At 69.5% G+C, this 26,491-nt stretch carries 20 protein-coding genes; 5 read left to right on the forward strand and 15 right to left on the reverse strand.

Annotated features, from left to right (window positions below; all coding sequences use genetic code 11):
- Window positions 1–2: 2 nt before the first annotated feature.
- From ABD932_RS07765 to uvrC, 13 genes are all read right to left on the reverse strand, one after another.
- Window positions 3–971, reverse strand: a complete 969-nt coding sequence (locus ABD932_RS07765; RefSeq protein WP_345009973.1) for a hypothetical protein — start codon at window positions 969–971, stop codon at window positions 3–5.
- A 90-nt stretch (window positions 972–1,061) separates the two neighbouring features.
- Complete coding sequence (pgi, locus tag ABD932_RS07770) at window positions 1,062–2,717, reverse strand: glucose-6-phosphate isomerase (protein WP_345009975.1); 1,656 nt, start codon at window positions 2,715–2,717, stop codon at window positions 1,062–1,064.
- A 52-nt stretch (window positions 2,718–2,769) separates the two neighbouring features.
- Window positions 2,770–4,038 carry an MFS transporter gene (locus ABD932_RS07775; RefSeq protein ID WP_345009977.1) on the reverse strand — a complete coding sequence of 423 codons (1,269 nt, stop codon included), beginning with the start codon at window positions 4,036–4,038 and terminating at the stop codon, window positions 2,770–2,772.
- A gap of 146 nt (window positions 4,039–4,184) precedes the next feature.
- Complete coding sequence (locus tag ABD932_RS07780) at window positions 4,185–4,520, reverse strand: RNA polymerase-binding protein RbpA (RefSeq protein ID WP_003976875.1); 336 nt, start codon at window positions 4,518–4,520, stop codon at window positions 4,185–4,187.
- 201 nt (window positions 4,521–4,721) lie between these two features.
- Window positions 4,722–4,958 (reverse strand): preprotein translocase subunit SecG, encoded by a 237-nt coding sequence (gene secG, locus ABD932_RS07785; protein WP_031121198.1) that lies wholly within the window; start codon window positions 4,956–4,958, stop codon window positions 4,722–4,724.
- 123 nt (window positions 4,959–5,081) lie between these two features.
- The gene (tpiA, locus tag ABD932_RS07790; protein WP_345009979.1) at window positions 5,082–5,858 is read right to left on the reverse strand and encodes a triose-phosphate isomerase; all 777 of its coding nucleotides are present in this window, start codon (window positions 5,856–5,858) and stop codon (window positions 5,082–5,084) included.
- Between the two features lie 5 nt (window positions 5,859–5,863).
- Window positions 5,864–7,075: a phosphoglycerate kinase gene (locus tag ABD932_RS07795; RefSeq protein ID WP_345009981.1), complete on the reverse strand. Its 1,212-nt coding sequence runs from the start codon at window positions 7,073–7,075 to the stop codon at window positions 5,864–5,866.
- A 144-nt stretch (window positions 7,076–7,219) separates the two neighbouring features.
- A complete protein-coding gene (gap, locus tag ABD932_RS07800; protein ID WP_126391134.1) occupies window positions 7,220–8,227 on the reverse strand; it encodes a type I glyceraldehyde-3-phosphate dehydrogenase in 1,008 nt (335 codons plus the stop codon).
- Window positions 8,228–8,456: 229 nt separating this feature from the next.
- A complete protein-coding gene (locus ABD932_RS07805) occupies window positions 8,457–11,411 on the reverse strand; it encodes a M14 family metallopeptidase (RefSeq protein WP_345009983.1) in 2,955 nt (984 codons plus the stop codon).
- 153 nt (window positions 11,412–11,564) lie between these two features.
- Window positions 11,565–12,554, reverse strand: a complete 990-nt coding sequence (gene whiA / locus ABD932_RS07810; protein WP_345009985.1) for a DNA-binding protein WhiA — start codon at window positions 12,552–12,554, stop codon at window positions 11,565–11,567.
- Complete coding sequence (locus tag ABD932_RS07815; protein WP_345009987.1) at window positions 12,545–13,612, reverse strand: gluconeogenesis factor YvcK family protein; 1,068 nt, start codon at window positions 13,610–13,612, stop codon at window positions 12,545–12,547. Before ABD932_RS07815 ends, whiA begins: the two co-directional genes overlap by 10 nt.
- On the reverse strand, window positions 13,609–14,625 hold the full coding sequence (gene rapZ, locus ABD932_RS07820; protein ID WP_345009989.1) for an RNase adapter RapZ: 1,017 nt from the start codon (window positions 14,623–14,625) through the stop codon (window positions 13,609–13,611). The genes ABD932_RS07815 and rapZ overlap by 4 nt, the downstream gene beginning before the upstream one ends.
- Window positions 14,622–16,760 carry an excinuclease ABC subunit UvrC gene (gene uvrC / locus ABD932_RS07825; RefSeq protein WP_345009991.1) on the reverse strand — a complete coding sequence of 713 codons (2,139 nt, stop codon included), beginning with the start codon at window positions 16,758–16,760 and terminating at the stop codon, window positions 14,622–14,624. The genes rapZ and uvrC overlap by 4 nt, the downstream gene beginning before the upstream one ends.
- Window positions 16,761–17,578: 818 nt before the next feature.
- On the opposite strand from uvrC, the gene ABD932_RS07830 reads away from it, so the two are divergent.
- The 3 genes from ABD932_RS07830 to ABD932_RS07840 all read left to right on the forward strand — a co-directional run bounded on the left by ABD932_RS07830 (window position 17,579) and on the right by ABD932_RS07840 (window position 20,811).
- The gene (locus tag ABD932_RS07830; protein ID WP_345009993.1) at window positions 17,579–18,535 is read left to right on the forward strand and encodes a hypothetical protein; all 957 of its coding nucleotides are present in this window, start codon (window positions 17,579–17,581) and stop codon (window positions 18,533–18,535) included.
- Between the two features lie 255 nt (window positions 18,536–18,790).
- The gene (locus tag ABD932_RS07835) at window positions 18,791–19,903 is read left to right on the forward strand and encodes a LacI family DNA-binding transcriptional regulator (RefSeq protein ID WP_345009995.1); all 1,113 of its coding nucleotides are present in this window, start codon (window positions 18,791–18,793) and stop codon (window positions 19,901–19,903) included.
- On the forward strand, window positions 19,900–20,811 hold the full coding sequence (locus ABD932_RS07840; RefSeq protein ID WP_345009997.1) for a carbohydrate kinase family protein: 912 nt from the start codon (window positions 19,900–19,902) through the stop codon (window positions 20,809–20,811). Before ABD932_RS07835 ends, ABD932_RS07840 begins: the two co-directional genes overlap by 4 nt.
- Window positions 20,812–20,965: 154 nt before the next feature.
- Here ABD932_RS07840 and uvrA read toward each other — a convergent pair whose 3' ends face one another.
- Window positions 20,966–24,022 carry an excinuclease ABC subunit UvrA gene (gene uvrA / locus ABD932_RS07845; RefSeq protein WP_345009999.1) on the reverse strand — a complete coding sequence of 1,019 codons (3,057 nt, stop codon included), beginning with the start codon at window positions 24,020–24,022 and terminating at the stop codon, window positions 20,966–20,968.
- A 251-nt stretch (window positions 24,023–24,273) separates the two neighbouring features.
- Between uvrA and ABD932_RS07850 the strand changes: the two genes are divergently transcribed.
- Together ABD932_RS07850 and ABD932_RS07855 are read left to right on the forward strand one after the other, a co-directional pair.
- Window positions 24,274–24,960, forward strand: coding sequence for a maleylpyruvate isomerase family mycothiol-dependent enzyme (locus tag ABD932_RS07850; protein WP_345010000.1), 687 nt, complete (start codon window positions 24,274–24,276; stop codon window positions 24,958–24,960).
- Window positions 24,961–25,173: 213 nt separating this feature from the next.
- Window positions 25,174–25,824, forward strand: coding sequence for an MBL fold metallo-hydrolase (locus ABD932_RS07855; RefSeq protein ID WP_345010002.1), 651 nt, complete (start codon window positions 25,174–25,176; stop codon window positions 25,822–25,824).
- Between the two features lie 144 nt (window positions 25,825–25,968).
- Here the strand turns inward: ABD932_RS07855 and ABD932_RS07860 are convergent, their stop codons facing one another.
- Window positions 25,969–26,487, reverse strand: coding sequence for a hypothetical protein (locus ABD932_RS07860; RefSeq protein ID WP_345010004.1), 519 nt, complete (start codon window positions 26,485–26,487; stop codon window positions 25,969–25,971).
- Window positions 26,488–26,491: the final 4 nt, after the last annotated feature.

Consider the following 26,491-nt stretch of genomic DNA (forward strand, 5'->3'; position numbering starts at 1 on the left):
GGTCAGCCGCCGTAGGGGCCGTGGCCGTGGGGCTGCTGCGGGTGATGCGGCGGCTGCGGCATGTACGGATTCTGCGGGCCCGGCGCGTAGGGGTTGCCCTGCGGGGGTGTGCCGTAGGGGTTCCCGGACGGCGCGTACGGGTTGCACTGCGGCGGCACGAAGCCGTTCGGGGCGTACGACGGTGGCGGCGGTGTCGGGGTCGGGGTCGGGGTCGGGGTCGGGGTCGGCAGCGTGGCCGGGTGTGCCGCGAGCCGGATGCCGTACCGCTGCTCCAGCCGTCTCATCTCCAGCAGCGCGATCCCGGTGACCGTCACCGGTGCGCCCAGGATGAAGAAGACGCCCATGGCGAGGCCGAGGCCGTGCAGGTCACCCGTTACGAGATCGGGGATGGCCATCAACCACGTCGTCACGGTGGCCAGCAGCGGCGGCAGACAGCGGTGCACCGCAGCCGTGCCGAAGAAGTTCCCCGAGATCCGGTAGGCACCGGCGATCACGAAGAAGCCCATCCAGAGGCCGACAAGACTGAACAGCAGGCTCCCGAGCGTCCCGAGGGCGCCGCCCAACTGGAAGATCAGCACCGTCCCGAGCGCCGAGCCGACGAACAGCAGCAGCAACTTCAGCGACCTGACGAGCGGCTCCCGCAGCTGCCCGGCCGTACCGGCGCCGGAGCGCTGCCAGAGGTACAGCATCACGCCGACCGTGAGCGGTGTGATGAACAGCAGGACGACACAGGCGGTGGCCGCGTTGTCGAGCATCTCGTCGAAGGCGAAGCCGCCCTCGACGAAGGTGTAGACACCGAACGCCGCGACCGCGCCCGCGATGACCCGCACGCGCTTGAGGGCGTCCACCGACGGGTCCAGGGACTCCGGGATCCAGGTCGGATGGAACATCGCCCGCGCCACATGATGCGGCTTCAGGAACGACCGGGCGGTCAGCGCGCCGCCGGTCCAACTCCCTTGTGGATGTGTCAACTTGCACTCCCCCGAGTGATCGTGCCCATGATCAACGAGGGAGTCTACGGGAAGCGGACGACAACGCGCCGCCCGCTCCGACGTCCCCGGTCACTGTCGGCCGCGCAGCTCCCGGTACTTGGCGACGAGCGCCTTCGTCGACGCGTCCAGACCCGGCACGTCGGCGCCCTCGGTCAACGCGGGCTCGACACGCTTGGCGAGGACCTTGCCGAGCTCGACGCCCCACTGGTCGAAGGAGTCGATGTTCCACACCGCGCCCTGCACGAACACCTTGTGCTCGTACAACGCGATCAGCTGGCCGAGTACCGACGGGGTCAGCTCGTGCGCGAGGATCGTGGTCGTCGGGTGGTTGCCCTTGAACGTCTTGTGGGTCACCAGTTCCTCCGGCACCCCCTCACCACGCACCTCGTCCGGCGTCTTGCCGAACGCCAGCGCCTGCGTCTGGGCGAAGAAGTTCGCCATCAACAGGTCGTGCTGCGCCTTGAGCTCGTCACTCATCTCGGCGACCGGCTCGGCGAAGCCGATGAAGTCCGCCGGGATCAGCTTGGTCCCCTGGTGGATCAGTTGGTAGTACGCGTGCTGCCCGTTGGTGCCCGGAGTGCCCCACACGACCGGCCCGGTCTGCCAGTCGACCTCCCGCCCGTCCCGGCCGACGTACTTGCCGTTGGACTCCATGTCCAACTGCTGCAGATACGCCGTGAACTTCGACAGGTAGTGGCTGTACGGCAGCACCGCGTGCGACTGGGCGTCGTGGAAGTTGCCGTACCAGATGCCCAACAGGCCCAGCAGCAACGGCACGTTGGCCTCGGCGGGCGCGGTGCGGAAGTGCTCGTCGACGGTCCGGAAGCCGTCGAGCATCTCCCGGAAGCGGTCCGGGCCGATGGCGATCATCAGCGAAAGCCCGATGGCCGAGTCGTACGAGTAGCGTCCGCCGACCCAGTCCCAGAACTCGAACATGTTGGCCGTGTCGATACCGAAGTCGGCGACCTTCTCGGCGTTCGTCGACAGGGCGACGAAGTGCTTGGCGACCGCCTCCTGACCCGCCTTCAGCTCGCCCAGCAGCCAGTTGCGCGCCGACGTCGCGTTGGTGATCGTCTCGATCGTCGTGAACGTCTTGGAGGCGATGACGAACAGCGTCTCGGCAGCGTCCAGATCACGGACGGCCTCGTGCAGGTCGGCGCCGTCGACGTTCGACACGAAGCGGACCGTGAGGTCGCGGTCGGTGTAGCTGCGCAGCACCTCGTACGCCATCGCCGGCCCGAGGTCCGAGCCGCCGATGCCGACGTTGACGACATTCCTGATGCGCTTGCCGGTGTGGCCGGTCCAGGCGCCGGAGCGAACCCGCTCGGCGAAGCCGGCCATCCTGTCGAGGACGGCGTGCACAGCCGGGACGACGTTCTCCCCGTCGACCTCGATCACCGCGTCACGCGGCGCGCGCAGCGCGGTGTGCAGCACCGCGCGGTCCTCGGTGGTGTTGATCTTCTCGCCGCGGAACATGGCGTCCCGCAACCCGAACACGTCCGTGGCGGCGGCCAGCTCGCGCAGCAGCCGCAGCGTCTCGTCGGTGACCAGATGCTTGGAGTAGTCGATGTGCAGGTCGCCGACCTGCAGCGTGTACCCCGCACCGCGGCCCGGGTCGGCGGCGAACAGCTCCCGCAGCCGCACCTCGCCCAGCTCCTCGCGGTGCTTGGCCAGCGCGGTCCACTCGGGCGTCCGGTTGAGCCTGGTACGGCCGTCTGCGTTCATGTCCGACTTCAGCCTTCTTTCGTGCCTGTCCCAGCTGTTCCAACCTAATTGATCAGCGCGGGGCGTGACCCGTCGTGGCGTCGTCGTCCGGCGCAACAACAGGTACGTCCGCCTTGCGCGTCGGTATCAACGAGGTGACGGCGAGGGCGAACAGCACCGCGGTCAGCAGGGCGGGCGCGTTGAGCCCGAACGCCCCGGCCACGGCACCGCCGAGCAGGGCACCGAGCGGGGCACCGGATGTCGAGGCCGTGCGGAAGGCCGAGGCGATGCGGCCCACCATGGCCTCGGGGCTGCGCTGCTGCATGAGCGTCACCTGGTTGACGTTCCACACCATGCCCATGGCGCCGAGCAGGGCCATGGCCACCAGGAGGGCCGCCAGGTGTCTGACGGTCCCCGCGAGCAGCAGCGACGCCGTCTGGACGGTCCCGGCCAGCAGCAGCGCCCCCACCCTTTCGGTCCCGCGCGCGATCCGCTGGGCCGCGAATCCGCCGGCCAGGCTGCCGGCCGCGTACGCGGTCATCGCCGCCGCGTACGCCGCATGGCCCCCGTGCAGCCAGCGCGTCACGTGCAGCACCAGCGTGGCGATCAGGGCACCCATGCCGATGTTGCAGAGCAACGTGGCCACGCAGACCGACCGCAGTGCCCGGTCGCGCCACAGGACGCGCAGTCCCTCGCCGATCTCGGCCCGCAGAGTGCTGCCCGCCGGGCGAGGCCCTCGCTCGGGCGGCCGTACCCGCAGGGAGGCCACCAGGGCGGCGGCCAGCAGATAGGTGCCCGCGTCGGCCGCGAACGGCATGGCGGCCCCCACCGTGAGCAGCAGCGGTACGAACGGGCCCGCCAGCAGGCCGCCCGCGAGCTGTTGGCCGGTCATCAGCCGGGCGTTGGCACTGCCCAGGGCCTCGCGGTCCACCAGGGACGGAAGCAGGGCGGTGGACGCGTTGTCGAACAGTGTCTGCAGTGTCGTCAGTGAGAAAGCGAGCGCCAGCAGCAGGGGGATCGACGCGTGTCCGAGTCCGACGGCGAGCGCGAATCCGGCGACGAGCAGCCCTCGTACGAGATCGACCGCCCACATCGCGCGCCGCTGGTCCACCCGGTCGGCCACGGCTCCGCCGAGCAGCCCGAACAGCAGCCAGGGCAGATAGCCGCAGGCGGTGACCGAGGCGATGATCAGGGGATCGTCCATGAGCTGCACGGCGAGCAGCGGCAGTGCGGTCGTACGCAGGGCGTCTCCGAGCCGCGAGACCACAGCGGCGGTCCACAACCGCCCGAACCCACCGCGCCACGCGGGCGCACGCAGTCCCGCCGCCTCAGCCGTCGCCACAAGTCCCCCTCACGGTCCATCGATGCGAAAGATCGATACACAAACCGTAGAGGGCACCACTGACAATCGGTCCGCGAGCGGCGCGGCCCAGATGCCTCGAACGGGTCCGGCCAGGCGCCCGCAGGCACCTGGCCGGTCCTCAACTCCTAGATCTCGCCCCGGAGTTTGGCGAGTGCCTCGGCGAGGATCGCCTCGCCGTCCGCATCGCTGCGCCGTTCCCGTACATACGCCAGGTGCGTCTTGTAGGGCTCGGTTCGCGGCGGGTCCGGCGGGTTGTCCCGGTCCTGTCCGGCGGGGAAGCCACAGCGCGGGCAGTCCCAGGTCTCGGGAACCTGCGCGTCGCTGGCGAAGCTGGGCTGCGTCTCGTGCCCGTTGGAGCACCAGAAGGAGATGCGCAGACGCGGCGCGGACTCGCCACGCTCGGCCTCGCCCATCGGCCCCGCCCCGACCCGGCTTCCTCGGATCGCGTTGCCACTTGCCACGGTCGTAACTCCCTGCGTGATGGTGCCGCAAAGCGAGTCGGCGTTTCGCTTCGCTGCGAGCGCCTCAGTCTACGTAAGGCCCAACGCGCGTCCAGTGATTCGAGTTACACAGCCCTTACACCAAGACGCAAGCCCCATGATAGGCCGCGCTCAGCTGCGCGTACCGAACATGGGGCCTTACGTACGGATTGTGCGTGCCGGTCAGTTGTTCACCTTCATCAGGATGCCGAGCACGACAATGCACGCGAACCACAGCAGACCGACCACCACGGTGATCCGGTCGAGGTTGCGCTCGGCGACCGAGGAGCCGCCGACGGACGACTGCATGCCGCCACCGAACATGTCGGAGAGGCCGCCGCCCTTCCCCTTGTGCATCAGCACCAGCAGCATCAGCAGCAGGCTGAAGACGATCAGGGCGATGGAGAACCCCAGAACCACGGCTGGACCAACTTCCTCGGATTCGGATGACGACGGGGGTCGAAGCTCTTTTTTGTGAGCCTCATGCTCACATTCCAAGCCCCGACCCCCGCAAGGGTACGACGAATCGCCGTTACCGCATACTCACTGGTCGCGGAACCGCACGATCTTGACGAACTCGTCGGCGTCCAGCGAAGCACCGCCGACGAGGGCGCCGTCGATGTCGGCCTGGGCCATGATCTCCGCGACGTTGCCCGACTTGACCGAGCCGCCGTACTGGATGCGGACCTTGTCGGCCACGTCCTGCGAGTACAGCTCGGCGAGCTTGCCGCGGATGGCGGCGCAGACCTCCTGGGCGTCCTCGGCGCCGCAGACCTTGCCGGTGCCGATGGCCCAGACGGGCTCGTAGGCGATCACGATGGTCTCGGCCTGCTCGGCCGGGAGGTCCTTCAGACCGCCCTCGACCTGGGCGAGCGTGTGCGGGACAGCGTTGCCGGCCTCGCGGACGTCCAGCTCCTCGCCGACGCACATGATCGGGGTGAGGCCGTGCTTGTAGGCGGCCTTGACCTTGGCGTTGACGATCTCGTCGGTCTCGGCGTGGTACTGGCGGCGCTCGGAGTGGCCGATCGCCACGTACGTGCACTTCAGCTTGGCCAGCATCGGGCCGGAGATCTCGCCGGTGTAGGCGCCGGAGTCCTGCGCCGAGATGTCCTGGGCGCCGTACTTGATCTTCAGCTTGTCGCCGTCGACCAGGGTCTGCACGGAGCGCAGGTCGGTGAAGGGCGGCAGGACGGCGACCTCGACGGCCTCGTAGTCCTTGTCGGCCAGGGCGAAGGCGAGCTTCTGGACGTGGGCGATGGCCTCGAGGTGGTTGAGGTTCATCTTCCAGTTGCCCGCCATCAGCGGCGTGCGCGTGCTCATTAAGGTCAGTCCTCCAGTGCGGCGAGGCCGGGGAGCGTCTTGCCCTCGAGGTATTCGAGGGAGGCGCCGCCACCGGTCGAGATGTGGCCGAATGCGGTCTCGTCGAAGCCCAGGGTGCGGACGGCCGCGGCGGAGTCGCCACCGCCGACCACGGTGAAGCCCTTGGACTCGACGAGGGCCTGGGCGACCGCCTTGGTGCCCTCGGCGTAGTCGGGGTGCTCGAAGACGCCCATGGGACCGTTCCAGAAGACGGTGGCGGCGTCGGCGAGCTTCGAGGCGTACAGCTTGCGGGTCTCGGGACCGATGTCCAGACCCTCCTGGTCGGCGGGGATGGCGTCCGCGGCGACGGTCGTGGGGTTGGCCGGGGCCTTGGTCTTCAGGTCCGGGAACTCGGTGGAGACCAGGACGTCGACCGGCAGGACGATCTCGACGCCGTTCTTCGCGGCGCGCTCCATGTACTCGGTGACGACCGGGACCTGGTCCTCCTGGAGGAGGGAGATGCCGACCTCGTAGCCCTTGGCCTTGAGGAAGGTGTACGCCATGCCGCCGCCGATGAGCAGCCGGTCGGCCTTGCCGAGGAGCTGGTCGATCACGGCGAGCTTGTCGGAGACCTTGGCGCCGCCGAGCGCGACGACGTACGGCCGCTTGACGTCCTCGGTGAGCTTCTTGAGGACGGCGACCTCGCCCGCGATGAGGTAGCCGGCGTAGTGCGGCAGCTTGCCCGGGAGGTCGTACACCGAGGCGTGCTTGCGGTGCACCGCGCCGAAGCCGTCACCGACGTAGACGTCGGCGAGGGCGGCGAGCCGGTCGGCGAAGGCGCCGCGCTCGGCGTCGTCCTTGCTCGTCTCGCCGGCGTTGAAGCGGAGGTTCTCGACGACCGCGACCTGGCCGTCGGCGAGGCCCGCGACCGTGGACGTGGCGGACTCGCCGACCGTGTCGGTCGCGAACGCGACGTCGCCACCGAGTAGTTCACCAAGGCGCGCGGCGGCGGGCGCGAGGGAGAAGGCCGGGTCCGGAGCGCCCTTGGGGCGGCCCAGGTGGGAGGCGACGACGACACGTGCGCCCGCCTCGGCCAGCGCCTTGACGGTGGGCAGGACGGCGCGGATACGGCCGTCGTCGGTGATCGTGGTGCCGTCCAGCGGCACGTTCAGGTCGGCGCGGACGAAGACCCGCTTGCCTGCGACGCCTTCGGAGAGAAGTTCGTCGATCGTCTTCATGTAGGGGACTCCTGGGAAGGGCTCGTGATCGCTCGGAAACGCTCGTGATCCAACAGGTTGGATCCGCACGTGAGTCAGGGCTCGGGCGACGCGTCCCTGCGTCGCCCGAGCCCTGCTCTCACATCGAGGTGCCTGCTCTGGATATCAGAGCTGGTTGCCGACGAAGACCGTGAGGTCGACGAGGCGGTTGGAGTAGCCCCACTCGTTGTCGTACCAACCGATGACCTTCACGTTCTTGCCCTCCTGGACCATGGTCAGGGAGGAGTCGAAGGTGCAGGACGCCGGGGCGTTGACGATGTCGGAGGAGACGATCGGGTCCTCGGTGTACTCGAGGATGCCCTTGAGCTCGCCCTCTGCGGCCTTCTGGAAGGCGGCGTTGATCTCTTCCTTGGTGACCTCGCGGCCGAGCTCCAGGACGAGGTCGGTGACCGAGCCGGTCGGGACCGGAACGCGCATCGCGATGCCGTCCAGCTTGCCCTTGAGCTGCGGCAGGACCAGGGCGGTGGCCTTCGCGGCGCCCGTCGTGGTCGGGATGATGTTCTCGGCGGCGGCGCGGGCGCGGCGCAGGTCCTTGTGCGGGAAGTCCAGGATGCGCTGGTCGTTGGTGTACGCGTGCACCGTCGTCATCAGGCCCTTGACGATGCCGAAGTTCTCGTCGAGGACCTTGGCCATCGGCGCCACACAGTTGGTGGTGCAGGAGGCGTTGGAGATGACGTGGTGGTTCGCCGGGTCGTACTTGTCGTTGTTGACGCCCATCACGATGGTGATGTCCTCGCCGGAGGCCGGAGCCGAGATGAGGACCTTCTTGGCGCCGCCGGCGATGTGCTTCTCGGCGTCGGCCTTCTTGGTGAAGATGCCGGTCGACTCGATGACGATGTCGACGCCGAGCTCGCCCCACGGGATGTCGGCGGGGTTGCGCTCGGACAGGACCTTGATGGTTTTGCCGTCGACGGTGATCGTGTCGGCGGTGTGGGTGACCTCCTGCTTGAGGCGGCCCAGAATCGTGTCGTACTTCAGCAGGTGAGCGGTGGTCGCAGTGTCACCCAGGTCGTTGACAGCCACGATCTCGATGTCTGCACCCTGCTCCAGCAGCGCGCGGAAGTAGTTGCGACCGATACGACCGAAGCCGTTGATGCCTACGCGGATCGTCACGAACCGATCTCCTCGTTGGTACGCCGGCCATGCGGTGCCGGCGAGCTCTATTTGGGATGTCCCCGACCGCCTACGACCCTACCTCTCTGAGGCCGCCGCGGTGACATCCAGATGTCCCATACACGGCACGGCGGCCCGTACCCGCCAGTAGGGGTACGGACCGCCCTGCTTTGAAGCCCGGATCACTCGATTCGGTCACTGTGCGTCGCGCACAGTTGACCTCGGCGTGTCACTCGTCAAGTGAGTCGAGGGCCTTTCCGATGAGCGCCGTGCGGTCGGCCGCCGCGGCGACATGCTCCAGGCCGAAGCCCAGCAGCACCGTGTCGTCCGTGGTGACCGCTCCGTAGGTCTGGAACAGCGTCCCGGTGCGCGCCCAGTCCTTGAGGACGGCCGGGCTGCCCGCGGGCGGTCCGGTCACCTTCCAGGCGCCGAGCGACGTCTCGAAGCCCTCGGTCCCGGTCGCCGTACCGCCGACGACGAGCGAGGCCTCGTCGGCGAGGACGCCGTGACCGCCGAAGGCCGGGTCGCTGACGTAGCTGATCGAGACCTCGACCGACTTGCCTGCGTACGCGCTCAGGTCGAAGTCGAGCTGCTTCCAGCCCTCGGAGGCACCGGTGAGGGCGTTCCACGAGCCACTGCTGCCGGTCGCGGTGCAGCCGCTGTTGGCCACGGTCAGGTAGTGCGCCAGCCAGGGATGCTCGCCCACGTAGAACCCGGCCTCGCAGTCGGCCGGCACGGTGGTGCTGGTGGCGCCGCCCGCCTCAGGGAGGGTCGTCCAGTCCTCGGCACCCGTGGTGTGGGCCTCGACCAACACGTTGTCGTAGCCGGGCTCGACGTCCCACAACAGCTGGGTGCGCAGCGTCGGCTTGTCCGCCGCGCTCACCGCGGTGAGATCGACGGTCCTGGTCAGGCGCTTGTAGGCGTCGTCGGTGTGCACGGCGGCCGCCATGTAGGAGCCCGCGTACGGCCCGTACGGGTTGACGGTCCCGGCGAACTGGCCCGCGCCCGCGCTGGCGAACTGCGGGTACGTGGCGGCGGGCAGCTCGTCCGAAGTGACGCCGTACGTCCCGGCCTTGTCGAGCGGGTTGCCGGTGGCGTCGCCGAGCGCTCCGGTGAAGCCGCCGAGCTTGCCGGAACCGGTGAAGCCGCTGGCCCCGGGGGTCGACGTGCGCGAGTAGGCACCCAGGTAGTACTGGCTGAAGTCGTTCGACAGGTTGCCGCCGCCGAGGTCCACGTTGCCGCCGGCCTGCTCGCCCGCCTCCATCAGCTTGCCGCCCTCGTTGAGGTAGGCGCGCAGCTGGAGCTGGGTGGCGTTGCCCGGGACATTGGCGCCGGTGTAGTGGACGACCGCGTCGAAGTGGCTCAGCACGCCGAGCGCGTCGGGCGCGCCCTGAGTGGCGACGTCCCAGACGATCGCCTTGCGGCCGTTGGCCTTGAGCGCGTCGACGTACTTCTGTGCGTGCGTGGCGGTGCCGCCTTCCTCGGCGACCACGAGGACGTCCGCGCGCGGTCGCTGCGCCACGGTGTACGTGAAGTGCTCGCTGGAGACGGCCTTTCCGCTCCTGGTCTCGCCGGTGAACCACACCTCGACCTTGTCGCCCGGGTCGCCGTCGGCGACCTTGGCCCGGTATTCGTCGAAGTAGAGGTTGTCGTCACCGCCGTACGTCTCGCCGCCCTTCCAGGGCCTCAGCGCCATGTCCTCCGTACGGCCGCCGTTGACGCGGTACTTGAGCTCCTTGTCGCGCACGGACTTCCGTACGACGACGGACACCTCTTGGTCCGCGCCGCGGGAGTACGACGTGGTGAACGCCGCCGGGGTGAAGTCGGCGGCCTTCAGACCCACCGAGGAGGACGGCTGGTCGGGGCGCGCGGCGGACTCGGCGACGGAGAGCGCGAACGGGATGTTCTTCGCGAACTCCTGCTGGATCAGCTTCTCGTCGTCCGGGAAGTTGAAGACCGACTGGCAGTCGGCCGCGTTCCACTGGTCGTTGGGGTCGATGTTCGACGCGGTCTGGCACGTCGACATCTCGGGCGTGAACATCGCGATGCCGTTGAGGTTCGCGGCGTGGCCGTCGGTCTCGCCGTTGGTGGTGTACAGCTCCGAGGAGACCTGCGGGTGGTAGCCCGGGATCGCGGGGTTCTCCGGGGTGCCGGCGAGGGCCTCGTAGAGAACGTCGTCGGGGGTGTCCGTGGCCACCTGCCAGCCGACGCCGTAGAGGATGAGCTCGGCCGCGGAGTGGTAGTTGATGCCGTACTCGAACCCGATGCGCTTCTGGAAGGCGTCCATCGCCTGCGTTTCGGGCTCGGAAGCCGGGGACGCGCCGCGGTAGGTCTCACTGGTGGGGTTGGGGGACGAACCCTCGTCGTCGTAGCCCCACTTGTAGGCGAAGTTGCGGTTGGGATCGACGCCGTCGCCGGTGCTGATGACACCGTCGCCGTTGATGTCGCGCAGGTTCTTGCGCCACAGGCGGGTGCTGGAGTCCTTGAAGGTGTGGTCGTAGCCGTCGGGGTTGGCCGAGAGGACGAACCAGAGTTCGGTCGAGTCGACGATCTTCTTGACGCGCTTGTCCGTCTTGTAGTTGTCCAGGTAGTAGTGCATCAGACGCCGGGTCATCTCCGGCGTGATCCACTCGCGCGCGTGCTGGTTGGAGACGTAGAGAACGGACGGCTTGGCGCCGTCCTTCGTCTTCTTGGCGTTCTTGGTGAGCTTGACCGCCAGGATGTCCTGGCCGTTGATCGTCTTGCCGATGGAGACGACCTTGGTGAGGCCGGGGTTCTCCTGCCCGGTCCGGACGATCTCCTCCTTGAGCCCCCCACTTCCGCTGTACGGGCGGTACACGCCCTCCGCGGCCTTCTCCGTACGGGCCTCTGCCTTGGCGGAGAGATCGTGCTCCGTGAGCTCGACGCCCTGCTTCTCGAGTTTCTCGGCCTGTTTGTCGGTGAGGTAGACCTCGACCGTGGCCGTGCCCTTCTCGGGCGCCTGCTCACTGAGTTCGTGGCCGTCCTGACCGGCCGCCAGCAGCAGGGGTACCTGCTTCTTGGTGACCTCGGCGCGGAAGACCTTGACTTCGTTCGGGTCGGTTTCTTGTGAACTTCCCGGTTGCGCCTGGGCGATGGGTGCGATACTCGCTCCGCCTATCAGGAGCGCACCGGCAGCGAGGATCGATCTCGCTCTGGGTCTCATGAACCCCCCTAGCAGTCTTTCGCCACAGTGACGAATGGCTGCCAGGCTCATGCCATTTCACGGTCCAGTCAAGAGTGCCGCAAAGACAGACAAATACCGGTGCCGACGTCCCAAGTGGACTTCGGCACCGGCCTGTTGACGATCTTTTACGTCTCACCCCACGAGGTTGTCCGCCAGCTCCTCGGAGAGGTTGGCCTCCGTGCCCGGGATGCCGAGATCCTGGGCACGCTTGTCGGCCATGGCCAGCAGACGGCGGATACGGCCGGCTACGGCGTCCTTCGTCAGCGGCGGATCGGCGAGCGCGCCCAGCTCCTCCAGGGAGGCCTGCTTGTGCTCCATGCGCAGGCGTCCGGCGGCGGCGAGGTGCTCGGGGACCTCGTCGGCGAGGATCTCCAGGGCGCGCTGGACCCGTGCACCGGCAGCGACGGCCGCGCGCGCGGAACGGCGCAGGTTGGCGTCGTCGAAGTTGGCGAGGCGGTTCGCCGTGGCGCGGACCTCGCGGCGCATACGGCGCTCCTCCCAGGCCAGCACGGACTCGTGCGCGCCGAGGCGGGTCAGCAGGGCGCCGATCGCGTCGCCGTCCCGGACGACCACGCGGTCCACGCCGCGCACCTCACGGGCCTTGGCGGCGATCGACAGCCGGCGTGCCGCGCCGACCAGGGCGAGCGCGGCCTCGGGGCCCGGGCAGGTCACCTCCAGGGAGGACGAGCGGCCGGGCTCGGTGAGCGAGCCGTGCGCCAGGAAGGCACCGCGCCAGGCGGCCTCGGCGTCGCACGTAGCCCCGGAGACCACCTGTGGGGGCAGGCCGCGGATCGGGCGGCCGCGTCCGTCGACCAGGCCGGTCTGGCGGGCCAGCTGGTCACCGCCCGCGACCACCCGCACGACGTAGCGCGAACCGCGGCGCAGCCCGCCCGGCGCCATCACGATCAGCTCGGAGCTGTGGCCGAAGATCTCCAGGATGTCCCGCTTGAGCCGGCGGGCCGCCATCGCGGTGTCCAGCTCCGCCTCGATCACGATGCGCCCGCTCACCAGGTGGAGGCCGCCGGCGAACCGCAGAATGGCGGAGACCTCCGCCTTCCTGCAGCAGGTCCGGGTGACGGGAAGCCGGGAGATCTCATCCTTCACCGCTGCCGTCATCGCCATGGGCCGATCCTTCCATGCATCCGAAAAATACGGTCGTACGCGGCGGCGAGGAGCTCCGGGTCGTGCCGGGGCGTCCCGTCCGTCCGGGCCACCGGGGCCAGCTCGACCGCGGCACCGAGTCGCTTGGCGGCCTCGGTGAGCACATCCCGATCGGGCACGGCGGCCTCGTCGGCCAGCACCACGTCCAGGGCGAGTTTAGGGGCGTGTCGTCCCAAAACCTCCAAATGACGCTGCGGGGAGAAGCCTTCGGTTTCTCCCGGCTGCGGGGCGAGGTTCAGCGAGAGTACCCGGCGCGCCTTCGTCTCGATGAGGGCGTCCAGGAGTTCGGGCACGAGCAGGTGCGGGATGACCGAGGAGAACCAGGAGCCCGGGCCGAGCACCACCCAGTCCGCGTCCCGGACGGCGGCCACGGCCTCCGGGACGGCGGGCGGGTCGTGCGGCACGACGTGCACCGACTGCACCTCACCGGGGGTGAGGGCGACGTTGGCCTGGCCGCGGATGGTGTCGACGTCCTCGGGCCGGTCCGGGTCGTGCCCCTTGACCAGGGCCTGCAGCTCCAGCGGCACGGCGGACATGGGCAGCACGCGCCCGTGCGCGCCGAGCAGCTTGCCGACCAGGTCGAGGGCCTGGACGTGGTCGCCGAGCTGCTCCCACAGGGCGACGATCAGCAGATTGCCGACCGCGTGGTCGTGCAGGTCGCCCTTGGAGTGGAAGCGGTGCTGGATGACGCGGGCCCAGGTCTGGCCCCAGTCGTCGTCGCCGCACAGCGCGGCCAGCGCCTTGCGCAGGTCGCCGGGCGGCAGCACGCCCAGCTCGTCGCGCAGCCGCCCGCTGGAGCCGCCGTCGTCGGCCACGGTGACGACGGCGGTGAGGTCGCCGGTGATCCGGCGCAGGGCGGCGAGCGAGGCGGACAGGCCCATGCCGCCGCCGAGGGCGACGACCTTGGGCTGGGTGCCCCGGCGGCGCGGCTTGGCACCGCGGGCCTCGACGGGCCGCCCCGCGCGTGACTCGGGCACCGCGCGACGCAGCCTGCTCAGCCGCGGAGTACGTCCCGTCATTCCCGTCCCATGTCCCGGTGCACGACCACCGTCTCCACGCCCTGGGAGGCAAGGCGCGCCGCGAGCTTCTCGGACGTGGCGACCGAGCGGTGCTTGCCGCCGGTGCAGCCGACCGCGATCGTCACGTACCGCTTGCCCTCACGACGGTATCCGGCCGCGATCAGCTGCAGCAGCTCGGAGTAGCGGTCGATGAACTCCTTCGCGCCGGGCTGGTTGAAGACGTACGCCGAGACCTCCTCGTTCAGGCCCGTGAAGGGGCGCAGCTCCGGGACCCAGTGCGGGTTGGGCAGGAAGCGCATGTCCACGACCAGGTCGGCGTCGACCGGGAGGCCGTACTTGAAGCCGAAGGACATGACCGTGGCCCGCAGCTCGGGCTCCTCCTCGCCGGCGAACTGGGCGTCCATCTTGGCCCGCAGCTCGTGCACGTTGAGGCTGGAGGTGTCGATCACCAGGTCGGCGTCGCCGCGCAGCTCGCGCAGCAGCTGGCGCTCGGCGGCGATGCCGTCGACGATGCGGCCGTCGCCCTGGAGGGGGTGCGGGCGGCGCACCGATTCGAAGCGGCGCACCAGGGCGTCGTCGGAGGACTCCAGGAAGACGATCCGGCGTGTGACGCCCCGCGTGTCGAGTTCGGCGAGGGACTCGCGGAGGTTGTCGAAGAAGCGCCTGCCTCGGACGTCGACGACCACCGCGATCCGCGCCACGTTGCCCTGGGAGCGGGCGCCGAGCTCCACCATGGTGGGGATCAGCGCGGGCGGGAGGTTGTCGACGACGAACCAGCCGAGGTCCTCCAGACACTTGGCGGCCGTCGAGCGGCCGGCCCCCGACATGCCAGAGATGATCACCAGCTCGGGGATGGCCGTTTCGGGGACCCCGGCTGTCTCGATGCCCGTACTCACCTGTGCTCCGTCTTCCTGGCGTGCGTCCTGCTGGGTGAGATCCTCGCCGGTTTCCTTGTGTGTTTCCTGGCTCTGCTGATCTCGTTCGCCCGTGGGATGTGTCTCGTGCTCGCTCATCTCTCCTGCCCCCGTCGTTCGTCCGGGGCGCCCGCGGACACGGGCTCCCCCGAGGTCTCCGCCGTCGTTTCGGATTCCTCGTCTTCCATGATCTCTCCAGTCGCCGTGTTCACGGCGGGTGCGGCCGGGGCCGCCTGGGCGAGTGCCACGGCAATCGTCTCGGCCGTTTTGCGACCTATGCCCGGAACCTCGCAGATCTGGTCGATTGTTGCGGATCGCAGCTTCTTCACCGAACCGAAGTGCTTGATCAGCGCCTGCTTGCGAGTCTCACCGAGGCCGGGGACATCGTCCAACGGGCTCGACCGGAAACGCTTGGCGCGCTTGGTCCGCTGGTAGGTGATCGCGAAGCGGTGGGCCTCGTCCCGGACGCGCTGGAGCAGATAGAGGCCCTCGCTGGTGCGGGGCAGGACCACCGGGTCGTCGTCGCCGGGCAGCCAGACCTCCTCCAGACGCTTGGCGAGGCCGCAGACGGCGATGTCGTCGATACCCAGCTCGTCCAGGGCCCGCTGGGCGGCCGCGACCTGCGGCTGGCCACCGTCGACGACGACGAGCTGCGGGGGGTAGGCGAAGCGCTTGGGGCGGCCCTCGTCGTCCTTGAGGCCGTTGGTGAGGGGGGCCTCGGCGAGGGGGTCGGGGGAAGTGGGGCGGTCAGGAGAGGCGAGGCCGAGGCCGTCGTCGGCGCCGGAGGGTGCGTCCGTGAGGGTGTTCTCACCGTCGGCCCACTCGCCCGTGCGCTCCTTCTCGGCGAGGTAGCGCTTGAAGCGGCGGGTGATCACCTCGTGCATGGAGCGAACGTCGTCCTGGCCCTCGAAGCCCTTGATCTGGAAGCGGCGGTACTCGCTCTTGCGCTGCAGCCCGTCCTCGAAGACGACCATGGAGGCCACGACGTCGTCGCCCTGGAGGTGCGAGATGTCGTAGCACTCGATCCTGAGCGGGGCACTGTCCAGGTCGAGGGCGTCGGCGATCTCCTCCAGGGCACGCGAGCGCGTGGTCAGGTCGGAGGCGCGCTTGGTCTTGTGCAGGACGAGCGCCTGCTGGGCGTTGCGCTCGACGGTCTCCATCAGGGCCCGCTTGTCCCCGCGCTGCGGGATGCGCAGCGAGACGCTGGAGCCGCGGCGCCCTGTGAGCCACTCCTGCACGGGCTCCAGCGGGTCGGGCAGGGCCGGGACGAGGACCTCCTTGGGCACGGCGTCCCCGGTCTCCTCGCCGTAGAGCTGCTGGAGGGCGTGCTCGACGAGGGCGCCGGTGGTGATCTCCTCGACCTTGTCGGTGACCCAGCCGCGCTGGCCGCGGACCCGGCCGCCGCGCACGTGGAAGATCTGCACGGCCGCCTCGAGCTCGTCCTCGGCGACCGCGACGAGGTCGGCGTCGGTCGCGTCGGCGAGCACGACCGCGTTCTTCTCCATGGCCTTCTTCAGGGCCTCGATGTCGTCGCGCAGGCGGGCGGCCCGCTCGTACTCCATCTCCTCGGCCGCCTCCATCATCTGCTTCTCCAGGCGGCGCAGATAGGCACCCGTGCGGCCGGTCATGAAGTCGCAGAACTCTTCGGCCAGTTCGCGGTGCTCCTCGGCGGAGACGCGGTCCACGCAGGGGGCGGAGCACTTGCCGATGTAGCCGAGCAGGCAGGGGCGGCCGGTGCGGCGGGCGTTCTTGAAGACGCCGGCCGAGCAGGTGCGCACGGGGAAGACGCGCAGGAGGAGGTCCACGGTGTCGCGGATGGCCCACGCGTGCGCGTACGGCCCGAAGTACCTGACGCCCTTCTTCTTGTGACCGCGCATCACCTGCACACGCGGGAACTCCTCGTTCATCGTCACCGCGAGGTAGGGGTAGCTCTTGTCGTCGCGGTACTTGACGTTGAACCGGGGGTCGTACTCCTTGATCCAGGAGTACTCCAGCTGGAGCGCCTCGACCTCTGTGGACACCACGGTCCACTCCACGGACGCCGCCGTGGTGACCATCGTGCGGGTGCGCGGGTGCAGGCCCGCCAGGTCCTGGAAGTAGTTCGCCAGGCGCTGGCGCAGGCTCTTTGCCTTTCCGACGTAGATCACCCGGCGGTGCTCGTCACGGAACCTGTACACCCCTGGAGAGTCCGGGATCTGTCCCGGCTTGGGGCGGTAGCTGGAGGGATCGGCCATGTCTCACACCCTACTGGCGAGGGGTGACAGTCCGGCGAGGCTGTGGACAACCGCTCCCGCGGTCAGCGGGACTCCAGAACGGGCGCGAGTGCGGCCAGGACGCGGCGGTGGTCGTCGCCGCCCTCCGGGAGGCGGAGTCTGCCCAGGATGCGAGGCGGGCAGCGGATCGTCCCGGCGCTGGGCGGAGAGCAGCTCCTGCACCGGCGAGGGGTCGACGACCGAGCCGCCCCTGAAGATCCGGTCGAGCCCTCGATGAAGTCGTCCTCGACCTCGACGAACGCCGACAGGACGAGGATGCCGGTGGCGGGATGGCGCCCCGGATCGTGCGGGCCCCCTTGAGGCCCTCGAGGGACTGGTCGGGCGGCATCCTGATGTCGACGATCGCGAGGTCGGGACGCTCGCCTGCCACCCGTTCCAGCAGCCCGTCCGCGTCACCCGCCTGGCCCACCACCTCGTGTCCGACCCGCTCGCACAGGCCGTCCAGGCCCTCCCTGAGCCCGGCACACGGCTTCCTGCCCAAATCGGCTCTTTCGGCGCACGCCGTCAGGGAGGTGCTGGGCGACGGGAGCAGCACCGGGACGGGCACGGCGACGTGAGGCAGCGAGGCGCGGGACGACATCGCGGCTCGGTCGGACAGCACCGCTGTTGGGCATCAGGTGTTGTCGGGACTTGGTCAACACGCTTCAATGCGGGGGAACTCGGGGCCGTGAACTACGGCGTACGGATGTGAAGACCCCTGCCGTGCCGACGGGGTGGCCCCGACGAGCTGCGCGAACGGTCCGACCAGCCGTTGTGAACAACCACAGAAAGGCCCCTGCATGCCGCACGCCACACAGCACGCGGACCTCCCTGCCGTCGCCACCGCGGAACTGGACACGGCCCTGCGAGGCGGCCCCTTCCACGTCGCACTGCGCGCCGCGATAGCCGCCCGGGGACTGCCGCTGCAGCGCGTGCAGCACCATCTGTCCCGTCGTGGCGTGAAGGTCGGCGTCACCAGCCTGAGCTACTGGCAGCAGGGCGCACGCCGGCCCCAGCGCCCCGAGTCGCTGCGTGCCGTACGGGCGTTGGAGGAGATACTCCAGCTGCCGGAGGAGTCCCTGATCCGGCTGCTCGCCGAGGCCGACGCCCACTCCGCCCTCCAGCGGCCCGCGGCTCGCTCCTACCGCTCCCTGGTGGAGGCCTCGGGCGTCCTGGAACAGCTGCTGGCCGAGCTGGACTGTCCGGTCGACTGCGGCGTGCACACCCTCGCGCACCACGAGCGGGTACGCATCGGGGCACGCCGTGAGCTGGCGGGACGCGAATCTCAGCACATCGTGCGCGCCCACAAGGACGGCGTGGACCGCTTCGTGGCCGTCCATCACGGCGACCCGGGGTGCATGCCGGAGCGCATGACGGTGCAGGCCCTGGAGAACTGCCGCACGGGGCGGGTCCGTTGGCACCACGACACCGGGGTCCTGGTGGCCGAGCTGCTCTTCGGCACGCGGCTTCGGGCGGGCGACACCTACCTCTTCCGCTACGCCGTCGAGGACGGCACGGCCGACGTGTCCCGCGAGTACGCCCGCGGCTTCCCTCTCGCGGGCGGCCAGTACGCCCTCCAGGTCCACTTCACGGAGAGCGCCCTCCCCGTCCGCTGCCACCGCTTCGCCCAGCACTCGGCGGCGGCGCCCCGCAGCGGCCGCCAAGGACTGGCCCTCAGCGGCCTGCACCGTTCCGTCCACCTTGTCGAGCCACGGGTGCGGACGGGGATCCTGGGCATCGGGTGGGAGTGGGAGTGAGACGCCGCTCCCACCTTTCCTCGGCACGGCCGACCACCGCGTTCTGATCCCGGAACCGCCTCGTCCGGGCACGGCCTCATCACGGCACAGCCTGACGGGTCCGGCACGGCTTGATGTTCCCGTCAGCGGCCCGGGAGAGGACGTAAACGCTTGCGCAATCGTTTACGTCCGGCTCCGAATGGGATACGTTCCCGGCCGGAAGACCCGCCGCAGCCCAGGGAGGCACGCGGCACAGGCGGAACCGGGAGGGATCCGATGGCAACCATGGCCGATGTCGCGCGGAGCGCCGGCGTCTCCGTGGCGACCGTCTCTCATGTGCTGAACGGCACCCGACCGGTGCTGCCCCACACCCGCCAGGCGGTGCTGGCCGCCATGGACGAGCTCGGCTACACGCCCAACACCCTGGCCCGTTCCCTGGTGACCTCCCGCACCCGGTCCATCGGGCTCGCGGTGTCGGCGATCAGCAACCCGTACTTCACGGAGATACTCCAGGGCGTCGAGGCCGCGGCCCTGGAACAGGGCTACAGCCTGCTGATCGCCGACCCGCACGACGATCCGGTGCATGAACGCAAGGTCGTCCAGCTCCTGCACGAACGCCGGGTGGACGGCATGATCGTCGCGCCCTCCGCCGACCCGCGTGAACTGCTCGCCTACCTCGGGCGCCACAAGGTGCCGGCCGTCCTCCTCGACCGGGTGGTCGACAGCCCGGCGGACGGCTCGCAGCGCTTCGATCAGGTCTGCGCCGACAGCGCCGAACCCGTGGCCCGGCTGGTCACCCATCTCGCCGGGCTCGGCCACCGGCGGATCGCGCTGATCGCCGGCCTGCCCGGACTCAGCACCACCGGCGAGCGACTGACCGGATACCGGGACGGCCTCGCAGCCGCCGGGCTCGCCCACGACGAACACCTCGTGGTGCACGGCGACTCCGATTCGGCCGGCGCCGAACGGGCCACCGCCGCGCTGTTGTCACTCGCCGCACCGCCCACCGCGCTCGTCACGGCCAACAACGCGATGACGATCGGAGCCCTGCGTGCCCTGCGCGACCGGGGTCTGTCCGTGCCCGACGACATCGCGCTGTGCTGCTTCGACGACTTCGCCTGGGCCGACCTGTTCTCGCCCCGGCTCACCGCGATCGCCCAGCCCAGCAGGGACATCGGCGCCGAGGCGGTCCGTGTGCTGCTGGACCGTCTCGCCTCGCCGGACCGGCCTGCCAGAACCGTGGGACTCCCCTGCGCCTTCGTGCATCGCACCTCGTGCGGCTGCGCCGAGCAGCCGCGGGGGTCCGGGAAGCCCGAGGGCGCCGCCGAGCCTCTGACCTCCGCCAGTCCCGAACAGCCCCTGACGTCCGTGAAAGGAACCGTCTCGTGATCGTCGTCGCCGGTGAGGCCCTGATCGACCTGGTACCGCAGGGCACGGGCGCCCTCGCGAGCCTGAAGCCGGCGCTCGGCGGCGGCCCCTACAACACCGCCGTGGCCCTCGGCCGGCTCGGCTCCAGCACCGCCTTCTGCTCCCGGACCTCCTACGACACGTTCGGTGAGGCCCTGCTCGACGGGCTGCGGGAGGCCGGGGTGGATGTGTCGGGCGTGCAGCGCGGGATGGAGCCGACCACGCTCGCGGTCGCCACCATCGACGCGAACGGCTCGGCCGCCTACTCGTTCTATGTCGAGGGCACCGCCGACCGGCTCTTCACGGCGCCCGAGGCGCTGCCCGCACGGGCCCGCGCGGTCTCCTTCGGTACCTGCTCGCTCGTCCTGGAGCCGGGGGCGAGCGCCTATGAGGAGCTGATGCGGAGCGCGGCCGCACAAGGGGTGTTCGCCGCGCTCGACCCGAACATCCGGGCCGGGCTGATCCCGGACCCGGACGGCTACCGGGCGCGGTTCAAGAGCTGGCTGCCGTCGGTGTCGCTGCTCAAGCTCTCCGAGGAGGACGCGCTGTGGCTGGGCGGAACTCCGCGTGAGTGGCTGGCCGCGGGACCTGCGGCCGTCGTGATCACCCAGGGCGGTGACGGGCTGACCGCCTTCACGCGGGACGGTGCGGTGCACTCCGTGCCGGGCGAGGAGGTCGACGTCGTGGACACGATCGGTGCGGGCGACACCGTGAACGCGGCCCTGTTGCACGGCCTGGCCGCCCAGGACGCCCTGTCCACCGAGGCGCTCGTGGGACTGGGCGCCGACGGCTGGACACGGCTGTTGCGGTTCGCGGCGCGGGCTGCCGCGATCACCTGCTCCCGGGCGGGCGCTGAGCCGCCGTACGCCTCCGAACTGGGGGACTTCTAGGAGGCATTGCCTTTCCGTTCCACTGTTGAGGAGTCAAAGTCCGTCAGGACCGCCTGGATCGAGCGGCTGACTGTGCAACGGACGGCGCCCCGCGGGGAGTTCCCGCGGGGCGCCGCACTTTTCAGGATTTGCTCGGGCTCGTCGCCCGCCCGCCTCAGGCCTTGCGGGCCCTGGTGGTCTTCTTGGCGGGCGTCGTCTTCTTCGTGGCCTCGGCCGCCTTGTCGGTGGCCTTGTTGTTGGCCGTCCTGGTGGTCCTGGTCGTCTTCGTGGTCTTGGCCGTCGCGGTCTTCCGCGCCGTCGCTCCTGCCGCGACCGTCTTCTTGGCCGCCGTCCTGCGCGGGGCCTTCACCGAGGCCGCGTCGCTGATGCGGTCGGCGCCGAGGATCTCGCGCAGGAACTTGCCGGTGTGGCTGGCGGGAACCCCCGCGACCTGCTCGGGCGTGCCCTCGGCGATGACGAGGCCACCGCCGGCGCCGCCCTCGGGCCCCATGTCCACGACCCAGTCCGCGGTCTTGATCACGTCGAGGTTGTGCTCGATGACGATGACCGTGTTGCCCTTGTCGACCAGACCGGCGAGGACCTTCAGCAGCTTGCTGATGTCCTCGAAGTGCAGACCGGTGGTCGGCTCGTCGAGGACGTAGACCGTGCGGCCGGTGGAGCGCTTCTGCAGCTCGCTGGCGAGCTTCACCCGCTGCGCCTCACCGCCGGACAGGGTGGTCGCGGCCTGGCCGAGACGGACGTAGCCGAGACCGACGTCGTTCAGCGTCTTGAGATGGCGGTTGATCGCCGGGACGGCCTCGAAGAAGCCCATGGCCTCTTCGATCGGCATGTTCAGGACCTCGGAGATGGACTTGCCCTTGTAGTGGACCTCCAGGGTCTCCCGGTTGTACCGGGCGCCGTGGCAGACCTCGCACGGGACGTACACGTCCGGGAGGAAGTTCATCTCGATCTTGATGGTGCCGTCGCCCGCGCAGTTCTCGCAGCGGCCGCCCTTGACGTTGAAGGAGAAGCGGCCCGGCATGTAGCCGCGGACCTTCGCCTCGGTGGTCTCTGCGAACAGCTTGCGGATGTGGTCGAAGACGCCCGTGTACGTGGCCGGGTTCGAGCGCGGGGTGCGGCCGATCGGCGACTGGTCGACGTGCACGACCTTGTCGACGAGGTCGTCGCCGTCCACGCGCGTGTGCCGACCCGGGACGCTGCGGGCGCCGTTGAGCTCGCGCGCCAGGTGTGTGTACAGGATGTCGTTGACCAGCGTCGACTTGCCGGAGCCGGACACACCGGTGACCGCGGTGAACACGCCCAGCGGGAACGAGACGTCGATGTCCTGCAGGTTGTTCTCGCGGGCGCCGTGCACCGTGAGCTGCCGGGACGGGTCGTGCGGGCGGCGGATGTCGGGCAGCGGGATGGACTTCTTGCCGGCCAGGTACTGACCGGTCTGCGACTCGGCGTTGGCGAGCAGTTCCTTCAGGGAGCCGCTGTGCACGACCTTGCCGCCGTGCTCACCCGCGCCGGGGCCGATGTCGACGATCCAGTCGGCGGTCTTGATGGTGTCCTCGTCGTGCTCGACGACGATGAGCGTGTTGCCCATGTCGCGCAGCCGGACGAGGGTCTCGATCAGCCGGTGGTTGTCGCGCTGGTGCAGGCCGATGGACGGCTCGTCGAGGACGTAGAGCACGCCGACCAGACCGGAGCCGATCTGGGTGGCCAGGCGGATGCGCTGGGCCTCGCCGCCGGAGAGTGTGCCGGCCGCGCGGTTGAGCGAGAGGTAGTCCAGGCCGACGTCGACCAGGAACCGCAGTCGCTCGTTGACCTCCTTCAGCACGCGCTCGGCGATCTTCTTGTCGCGGGCGTTGAGCTTCAGCTCGCCCAGGAACTCCGCGCAGTCGCTGATGGACATGGCGGAGACCTCGGCGATCGACCTCTCCATGATCGTGACCGCGAGGACGATCGGCTTCAGACGCGTGCCCTCACAGGTGGGGCAGGGCACCTCGCGCATGTAGCCCTCGAAGCGCTCACGGCTGGCGTCACTCTCGGCCTCGCTGTGCCGGCGCTTGACGAAGTTGACGGCGCCCTCGAAGGACGCCATGTAGACGCGCTCGCGCCCGTACCGGTTGCGGTAGCGGATCTCGATCTGCGTCTTGTGGCCGTTGAGCAGGGCCTTCCTGGCCCGCAGCGGCAGACCCGCGAAGGGGATGTCCGTGCGGAATCCGAGGGCCTCCGCGAGGCCGCCGATCTGGCGGTCGAAGTAGTCCTTGGTGTGGCCGTGCGACCAGGGGTGGATGGCTCCCTCGTCGAGGGTCTTCTCCGGGTCCGGGACGATCAGCTCCGGGTCGACCTCCATGCGCGTACCGATACCGGTGCAGTCGGGGCAGGCGCCGAAGGGCGAGTTGAAGGAGAAGGAGCGCGGCTCCAGCTCCTCGAAGGAGAGGTCGTCGTACGGGCAGTACAGGTGCTCGGAGTACATGCGCTCGCGCTCGGGGTCGTCCTCGGGGAGGTCGACGAAGTCGAGCACGACCATGCCGCCGGACAGGCCGAGGGCGGTCTCCACGGAGTCGGTGAGGCGACGCTTGGCCGAGTCCTTGACCGTGAGGCGGTCGACGACCACCTCGATGGTGTGCTTCTCCTGCTTCTTCAGCGTGGGCGGGTTGGACAGCTGGATCGTCTCGCCGTCCACACGCGCGCGGGAGTAGCCCTTGGTCTGCAGGTCGGCGAAGAGATCGACGAACTCGCCCTTGCGCTCACGCACCAGCGGCGACAGCACCTGGAAGCGGCTCCCCTCCGGCAGCTCCAGGACCCTGTCGACGATAGCCTGCGGCGACTGGCGCGAGATCGGGCGGCTGCACTCGGGGCAGTGCGGCTTGCCGATGCGCGCGAAGAGCAGGCGCAGGTAGTCGTAGACCTCGGTGATGGTGCCGACCGTCGAGCGCGGGTTCCGCGAGGTGGACTTCTGATCGATGGAGACCGCCGGGGAGAGTCCCTCGATGAAGTCGACGTCCGGCTTGTCCATCTGGCCGAGGAACTGCCGGGCGTACGACGACAGCGACTCGACATAGCGCCGCTGCCCCTCGGCGAAGATGGTGTCGAAGGCCAGCGAGGACTTGCCCGACCCCGACAGGCCCGTGAAGACGATGAGCGAGTCGCGTGGCAGGTCGAGCGAGACATTCTTCAGGTTGTGCTCGCGCGCGCCACGGACGATGAGACGGTCGGCCACGCCGGTCCGCACCTTTCTTGAGAGAAGTGACAGGGGGGCGAGGCCCCCGTGCTTTCTCAGACTCGAGGCCCCCGTGCCTTCTCAGACTAGGGGGAGCCACTGACAACGCCGGTCGGATTCCCGGATGCGACAACAATCCCGGGCCATCCAGCATGCCCGACGCCACGACCGAGCCTATAGCACGCGCATTCGATTTACGGCACTCGTTCACCACCTTCACCCAAAGGTGTGGCGGGGTTAGTGTCAGCACCATGATTGATCACGCTCGTGACCTGGTGTCTGTACGTGAAGCGACCGATCGGCTGCTCACCGCAGCGGTCAAGCTGGACAACGCGGCGGTGGCCGAGCCGTCACGGCTCCCCGGCTGGAGCCGCGGCCACGTCCTCGCCCATCTCGCACGCAACGCGGACGCCCTCGTGAACGTCCTCGAGGGGCGCCCCATGTACGTGTCCGCCGCCGCCCGGGACGCCGACATCGAGGCGGACGCCCCGCGCCCCCTCGACGTCCAGCTCACCGACGTGCGCGAGAGCGCGGCCCGCTTCCAGGACACGGGAGCTGCCCCCGCGGACTGGTCGCGCACGGTGGAACTGCGCAACGGCGTCACGGACGCGGCGGCCCGGGTGCCGTTCCGACGCTGGGTGGAGGTGGAGCTGCATCACGTGGATCTCGGGATCGGGTACGAGCTGGAGGACCTGCCGGCCGAGTTCGTGGAGCGGGAGATCGACTTCCTCGCCCAGCGGTTCACCGGGCACCCCGATGTGCCGCCGACCCGGCTCACGGACGGCACGCGCGCGTGGAGCACGGGCCGGGAGGCGGGCGCCGCCGAGGTCACCGTCCGAGGGTCCGCACCCGACCTGCTCGGCTGGCTCGCGGGCCGCCGCGACGGGGCCGGTCTGACCGTGGAGGGCGGCTCGCTGCCGTCGCTTCCCCCGCTGTAGCACCTGGACGCTCGCCGGGCCGCCGGAGAGCTGGGCGGCTCCTGGGCCGCGGTGCCGCCGCAACGCCTCCACGGCCCGGGGACCGCCTTGTCGCCCCATGCCTCCACGGCCCGGGGACCGCCCTGCCACCGCGCGCCTGCACGGCCCGCGGCCCCCTCTGCCACCGCAATGCCTGCACGGCCCAGCGACCACCTGCCGCTATAGGCTGCCGACATGACCTACAGCGGACAGGTGACGGTCGGCGGCCCCGCCGACGTGCACGAGCTCAAGGACCTGATGATCACCAAGATCGCGGTCGGCCCGATGGACAACAACGCCTATCTGCTGCGCTGCCGGGCCACGGACGAGCAACTGCTGATCGACGCCGCCAACGACGCGGAGACGCTGATCGGCATGATCGGTGACGACGGCATCGCGTCCGTCGTCACCACGCACCGGCACGGCGACCACTGGCAGGCGCTCGCCGCGGTCGTCGAGGCCACCGGCGCCCGCACGTACGCCGGCCGGGACGACGCCGACGGCATCCCCGTGCCGACCGAGGTCCTGGTGGACGACGGCGACACCGTCCGGGTGGGGCGTGTGGAGCTCACCGCGCGCCACCTGGTCGGGCACACGCCGGGTTCGATCGCCCTGGTCTACGACGATCCGCACGGGCATCCCCATGTGTTCACGGGAGACTGCCTCTTCCCAGGAGGTCCGGGGCGGACGACACGGCCCCAGGACTTCAAGTCCCTCATGGAGGGCCTGGAGGCGAGGATCTTCTCCCTGCCGGACGAGACCTGGATCTACCCGGGCCACGGCAACGACACCACCCTGGGCGCGGAGCGGCCGCAGATCGCCGCCTGGTGGGAGCGCGGCTGGTAAAGCTCAGGAGGACCGCGTCCGCGCCCTCCGGGGAGATCGGAAAGACAAGAGTCCTCGCACTCCCGCCGGTTCGGACGGGAGCGCGAGGACTCTCTGGGTCTACGGGGCTCCGGACATCAGGGGCTGATCATCCGATCCGCCCCGTCAGCCGTAGGACTCGAAATACAGGCTCTTCACCTTGCTCGCAACGGAGAAGGGCCTGAAGTCCCGATCGGTGAGTACCCGGCAGATGAACTCCGAGGTGGAGACATCGAATCGGTGCAACTCCTCGAGAGGGTCGGTCCTGGCGACGATCGGCCACGTCTCTGGACTTTCCGACGCATCGGCCAGCCAGTAGTACGAGGCTTCTGTCACCGACTGCCCCCAGAGAATGAGCCCGCTCTGCTCGAAGACCTGATACGGCTCGAAACGTGCGCGCATCCTCGGATTCGCCCATCGTTCCTTCATCGCCGTCCATCTCCCGAGCAGACTGCGCGGACCCGCACTGTCCACCGGCAGCAGTTCCAGGTAGCCACAGAAGGCGCCACGGCCGAACACTTCGCAGATCTCCTTGAAGTCGGCCGGGAGACGAGTTTCGAGCCGACGCTCGATCTCGCCCCATTCCACTTTCTGCCGCTCGCCCTGCCAACCGGTCATGGAGACGAGTTCATTGACCCTTTGCATGGGA

It is taken from the genome of Streptomyces shaanxiensis, assembly GCF_039537145.1.
Taxonomy (GTDB): Bacteria; Actinomycetota; Actinomycetes; order Streptomycetales; family Streptomycetaceae; genus Streptomyces; species Streptomyces shaanxiensis.

What these genes read in the sequence shown, in the direction of transcription:
- ABD932_RS07855 (WP_345010002.1), top strand. Translation starts at nt 25,174, where the DNA reads ATGACCTACAGCGGACAGGTGACGGTCGGCGGCCCCGCCGACGTGCAC.
- pgi (WP_345009975.1), bottom strand. Translation starts at nt 2,717, where the DNA reads ATGAACGCAGACGGCCGTACCAGGCTCAACCGGACGCCCGAGTGGACC.
- ABD932_RS07835 (WP_345009995.1), top strand. Translation starts at nt 18,791, where the DNA reads ATGGCAACCATGGCCGATGTCGCGCGGAGCGCCGGCGTCTCCGTGGCG.
- uvrC (WP_345009991.1), bottom strand. Translation starts at nt 16,760, where the DNA reads ATGGCCGATCCCTCCAGCTACCGCCCCAAGCCGGGACAGATCCCGGAC.
- tpiA (WP_345009979.1), bottom strand. Translation starts at nt 5,858, where the DNA reads ATGAGCACGCGCACGCCGCTGATGGCGGGCAACTGGAAGATGAACCTC.
- whiA (WP_345009985.1), bottom strand. Translation starts at nt 12,554, where the DNA reads ATGGCGATGACGGCAGCGGTGAAGGATGAGATCTCCCGGCTTCCCGTC.
- ABD932_RS07830 (WP_345009993.1), top strand. Translation starts at nt 17,579, where the DNA reads ATGCCGCACGCCACACAGCACGCGGACCTCCCTGCCGTCGCCACCGCG.
- rapZ (WP_345009989.1), bottom strand. Translation starts at nt 14,625, where the DNA reads ATGAGCGAGCACGAGACACATCCCACGGGCGAACGAGATCAGCAGAGC.
- ABD932_RS07860 (WP_345010004.1), bottom strand. Translation starts at nt 26,487, where the DNA reads ATGCAAAGGGTCAATGAACTCGTCTCCATGACCGGTTGGCAGGGCGAG.
- ABD932_RS07815 (WP_345009987.1), bottom strand. Translation starts at nt 13,612, where the DNA reads ATGACGGGACGTACTCCGCGGCTGAGCAGGCTGCGTCGCGCGGTGCCC.
- ABD932_RS07850 (WP_345010000.1), top strand. Translation starts at nt 24,274, where the DNA reads ATGATTGATCACGCTCGTGACCTGGTGTCTGTACGTGAAGCGACCGAT.
- ABD932_RS07805 (WP_345009983.1), bottom strand. Translation starts at nt 11,411, where the DNA reads ATGAGACCCAGAGCGAGATCGATCCTCGCTGCCGGTGCGCTCCTGATA.
- ABD932_RS07795 (WP_345009981.1), bottom strand. Translation starts at nt 7,075, where the DNA reads ATGAAGACGATCGACGAACTTCTCTCCGAAGGCGTCGCAGGCAAGCGG.